General features: G+C 74.1%; 2 protein-coding genes and 1 pseudogene. 2 read left to right on the top strand and 1 reads right to left on the bottom strand.

The window, feature by feature from the left end:
• On the bottom strand, positions 1–1,073 hold a 1,073-nt coding region (locus ABYE80_RS18375; RefSeq protein ID WP_372791753.1), incomplete at its 3' end, for a serine hydrolase domain-containing protein.
• Positions 1,074–1,146: 73 nt separating this feature from the next.
• On the opposite strand from ABYE80_RS18375, the gene ABYE80_RS18380 reads away from it, so the two are divergent.
• A complete protein-coding gene (locus ABYE80_RS18380) occupies positions 1,147–2,352 on the top strand; it encodes a lycopene cyclase family protein (protein WP_372791754.1) in 1,206 nt (401 codons plus the stop codon).
• Positions 2,353–2,428: 76 nt separating this feature from the next.
• A pseudogene (locus tag ABYE80_RS18385) lies at positions 2,429–3,705 on the top strand (acyl-CoA synthetase); the annotation flags it as partial.

The raw sequence follows: 3,705 nt of genomic DNA on the forward strand, positions 1-3,705 counted from the left end.
CCGAGCATGAACCCGAGGCCGTAGCGGGTCGGGAAGCCGAGCGTGAAGTCGATCTCGCGGTAGCTCTGCTCGCTGACCGCCCGGCGGATCGTGCGCGGCTCGAAGATCTCGACGCCGTCCATCGTGCCGCCGCTGCGCAGCAGCTCGAAGAACCGCGAGAGCTCGTGGGCGCTCGCCACCCCGTTGCCGGCGGGCACGATGCCGGTGAGGAACCGCGGATCGTTGGACAGCGCCGGGATCGCGTCCGGGTGCTTGCCCAGCGCGCGCTCCAGGAGCGTCGAGATGGGCGGCAGCGTCGGGGCGCCGGTGGCGTAGGAGTGCCCGACGAGCGGGACGTCCTCGGGCGCCACGCCGAAGTTGCAGAAGCGGAACCCGAGCGGTCCGAGGATGTCCTCGTCCAGGACCGTCCGGATGTCCTTGCCCGTCACGCGGCGGACGATCTCGTCGATGATGAACCCGCCGGAGATCGCGTGGTACGCGAGCGCCTTGCCGGGGCGCGAGAGCGGTTTCTGGTCGCACATGGTGCGCACGACGAGATCGTGGTCGTCGATGTTCTCGAGGTCGAGCACCGAGCTCGGGACGTTCGGCACGCCCGCGCGGTGCGCCAGCACGTGCGCGATGGTGACGTGCTCCTTGCCGTGGGCCGCGAACTCGGGGACGTACTCGCAGACGCGGTCGCCCAGGTGGATCTGGCGGCGCTGGTCCAGCAGATGGGCGACCATCGCCGTGATCGCCTTGGACGTCGAGTAGATGACGAACGGCGTGCTCGTCGTGACCGGCTCGGCCGCGGTGTCGGGTTCGGATCCCGGGCCGTTGCCCTTGGCGTGCCCGATCGCGCGGTCCAGCACGACCTGACCTTCCCGCCGCACCGTGAGCTGCACGGCGGGGTGCACACCGGACCGGTAGAGCACCCGGATGGCGCCCCACATCCGCTCGACGTTGTCGCGGGTCATGCCGACGTCCGCCGGGTCGACCTCGTCACCGACGGATGTCACGGCATCGAGGTCCTTGGGGACGCGGATCCGCCGCAGGGGGTCGGGGACGATCGGCAGGCGCGGGATCAGGCGGGGCACGGTCAGGACGGTAGCGCCCGAACGGCGAACGGAGCGCGGTGGGCCGGCGGGCCGCGAGTGGGAGGATGGTCCCGTGCCCTCCTGCCGCCCACCGCGCCGCGTCGCGATCCTCGGGGCCGGGCTCGCGGGGCTGAGCGTGGCGCTGGAGCTGCTCGCCCGCGACGGGCGTCCCGAGATCGTGCTCGTGGACCGTCGCGAGACGTTCCCGCGCGACCGCACGTGGTGCGCGTGGGAGACCGGTGCCTGGCCGATCGCGGGCGTCGCCCGGACCCGCTGGCACGCCTGGCGCGTCCGCGCCGACGACCGGGTGGCCGTGCACGCGCGCTCACCGATCCCGTACGCGTGCTGGTCCTCCGACGACGTGCACCGGCACGCGCTCTCGCGACTGCAGGCCGCCGGCGGCGTGAGCCTGCGTCTGGGGCAGCGCGTCCTGGACGTCGACGCGCGGGCCGGGACGGTCCGCACCGACGCCGGCGGCCTCGAGGCCGACCTGGTCATCGACGCCCTCGCGCTCTCGAGCCCCCTGCTGCGGCGTCACGACCGCGGACGCGGGCTGGACGGGCGCCCGGCGGTGGCACAGGCGTTCCTGGGCCTGGAGGTCGAGACCGAGCGACCGGTGTTCGACCCGGGGATCGTGGACCTCATGGACTTCGACGCGCTCCCACGCACCCCGGGATTCGCGCGGTTCCTGTACCTGCTGCCCTTCTCGCCGACCCGGGCGCTCCTGGAGGACACCACGTTCGGCCCCGGCGACCTCGCCGCGCAGGAGCGGCGCGACGCGCTCGCGGCGTGGCTGGAGCGACAGGGGGCCGGCAGCTGGCGGGTCGTGCACGAGGAGCGCGGCCGCCTGCCCATGAGCACCGTCCCGTTTCCCCTCCGCCACGGCCGCCGGGTGTGGACCGCGGGGACCGGTGCCGGGGCGCTGCGTCCCTCCTCGGGCTACGCCCTGGCGCGGATCCAGCGCCACGCGGCCGCCCTGGCGCAGGCGGTGGTCGCCGGCCGCCCGGCGCCACCCGGGCTCGGATCGTCGCGCCGTGCTCCGCTGGACGCGGTGCTGCTCCGCGCCCTCCGGGACGCGCCGGATGCCGCCGGCGGCTGGTTCCGTGGACTCGTGGAGCACTCCGATCCCGGCTCGTTCGCCCGGTTCATGAGCGACGCGTCCTCACCGCTCGACGAGGCTCGGATGGCGCTCGCCGCGCCCGTGGTCCCGATGAGCCGCGCCGCGGTCGCTGAACTACGACACACGACGCGCCGGTTCATCGACCCGACAGCTGGGTGATCGGGCTGCTGCTGGGCCTCCGGTCGTGCGAGGATGCACACCGGGGCATCCTCGCAGCGAGAGAAACGAGCACACGGTGGATCTGGTACCCAAGGCGATCACTCGACCGGCTGCGCGCATCGGCGCCGCGGCGCAGAACGCCCTGGAAGTCGCACGGTTCGGCGGGCTGGAGACCGACGACGAGCACGCGCCGTTCGAGGTGATCGCCGAGCAGCGCGTGTACCGGCTGCGGCGGTACTTCGCCCCCGCCGGGGAGCGCCGCCTCGGGTCCCCGCCCCAGGACCGCCCCGCGATCCTGCTGGTTCCCCCGATGATGCTGTCGGCCGAGGTCTGGGACGTCTCGCCGCAGGCGTCCGCCGTGCGCGACCTCCACGCGGCCGGTGTCGATCCCTGGGTCGTCGACTTCGGCGACCCGCAGCGTGAGGAAGCCGGTCTCCAGCGGACCCTCACCGACCACGTGCTCGCGGTCAGCGACGCCGTCGACCGCGTGCACGCGGCGACGGGACGCGACGTCCACCTGTCCGGCTACAGCCAGGGCGGGATGTTCTGCTACCAGGCCGCCGCCTACCGGCGCAGCGAGGGCCTCGCCTCCCTCGTCACCTTCGGCAGCCCCGTGGACACGCGAGGGGTCCTGCCCTTCGGCGTTCCCGAGGAGGTCGTCGCGGGCGTGGCCAACGTGCTCGCCGAGGTCCTCGGGCGCGCGGCGCTGCCGGCGTGGGCCAGTCGCACCGGCTTCCGCCTGCTGGACCCCGCGAAGTCGCTGCGGCAGCGCATCGACTTCGTGCTCGCGCTGCACGACCGCGAAGCGCTGCTCCCCCGGGAGAGCCAGCGCCGGTTCCTCGCCGGGGAGGGCTTCGTCGCCTGGTCGGGGCCGGCCATCGCGGAGCTGATGCGCGGCTTCGTCGTGCACAACCGGATGCTCCAGGGCGGGTTCGTCATCGACGAGCGCCTCGTCACTTTGGCGGACATCACGTGTCCCTGCCTGTGCTTCGTCGGCGAGGTCGACGAGATCGCCCCGCCGCGATCGGTCCGGGCGATCGTACGCGCCGCCCCGCGCGCGTCGGTGTACGAGAAGGGGCTGCGCGCCGGGCACTTCGGGCTCGTCGTCGGCTCGACGGCGGCGCGCGAGACCTGGCCGAGCGTGGCCCAGTGGACGCAGTGGCGCGACGCCGGCGGCGACCCTCCGGCCCCGGAGGGCATCGGGCCGATGGTCGGCGGCGAGCTGGCTGAGACCAACGGTCACGGCGGCGGTGACGGTCGCGGCCAGGGCGTCGGCTACCAGCTCGAGCTGGCGGCGGACGTCGGGGTCGGCCTCGCCAAGGGCGTGCTGGGCGGCGCCTCGCGCACCGTGCG

Source organism: Paraconexibacter sp., from assembly GCF_041602235.1.
GTDB lineage: Bacteria > Actinomycetota > Thermoleophilia > Solirubrobacterales > Solirubrobacteraceae > Paraconexibacter.